This window comes from Microbacterium petrolearium, from assembly GCF_054782875.1.
This window is the reverse complement of sequence record NZ_BAAGRQ010000094.1, coordinates 1-549: the sequence shown is the minus strand read 5'-3', so window position 1 is coordinate 549 and position 549 is coordinate 1. Positions and strand designations below refer to the sequence as shown.

At 76.5% G+C, this 549-nt stretch carries 1 protein-coding gene; it reads left to right on the top strand.

Annotated features, from left to right (window positions below):
- On the top strand, nt 1-549 hold a 549-nt coding region (locus ACYVJ0_RS13790; RefSeq protein ID WP_460818430.1), incomplete at both ends, for a CHAT domain-containing protein.

Sequence of the window (549 nt, the reverse complement as noted above, 5' to 3'; positions counted from 1 at the left end):
CTCGTACCCCCGGCGCTGCGCGACGTCGCCCGGCGCTCCCTGACCCGCAACCTCGACGCGATCGACCGGCTCCTCGTCCAGCCGCTGGAGGCCGAGGGCTCCCTCTACGTCGTGGGCAGGGACCCGCTGGTCGGGGTGCCCTGGACCGCGCTCCCGTCCCGGCGCGGCAAGCGCACCACGATGCGGTCGTACGTGGCGCGGGGACGAGCCCACCCGCGGCCGGGGGAGGAGCACCGCCTCCTCGCCGCCCACGGCCCCGGCGTCACCCTCGGCGCGCAGGAGGTACGGGCGGTCGGCACCGTCTGGCCCGGCGCGACGGTCCTCACCGGCGCGGACGCCACCACGTCCGCCGTGCGCGAGGCGCTTGCCACGCACGACGTCGTGCACCTCGCGACCCACGGCCGGCACGACGCCGACAACCCCCTCTTCGCCTCCGTCGACCTCGCCGACGGTCCGCTGTTCGCCCACGAGCTCGACGGCACACGGCTGCCGGGATCCGTGGTCATCCTCTCGGCGTGCGAGGTCGGCGGCTCCTCCCAGGTGGTCGGC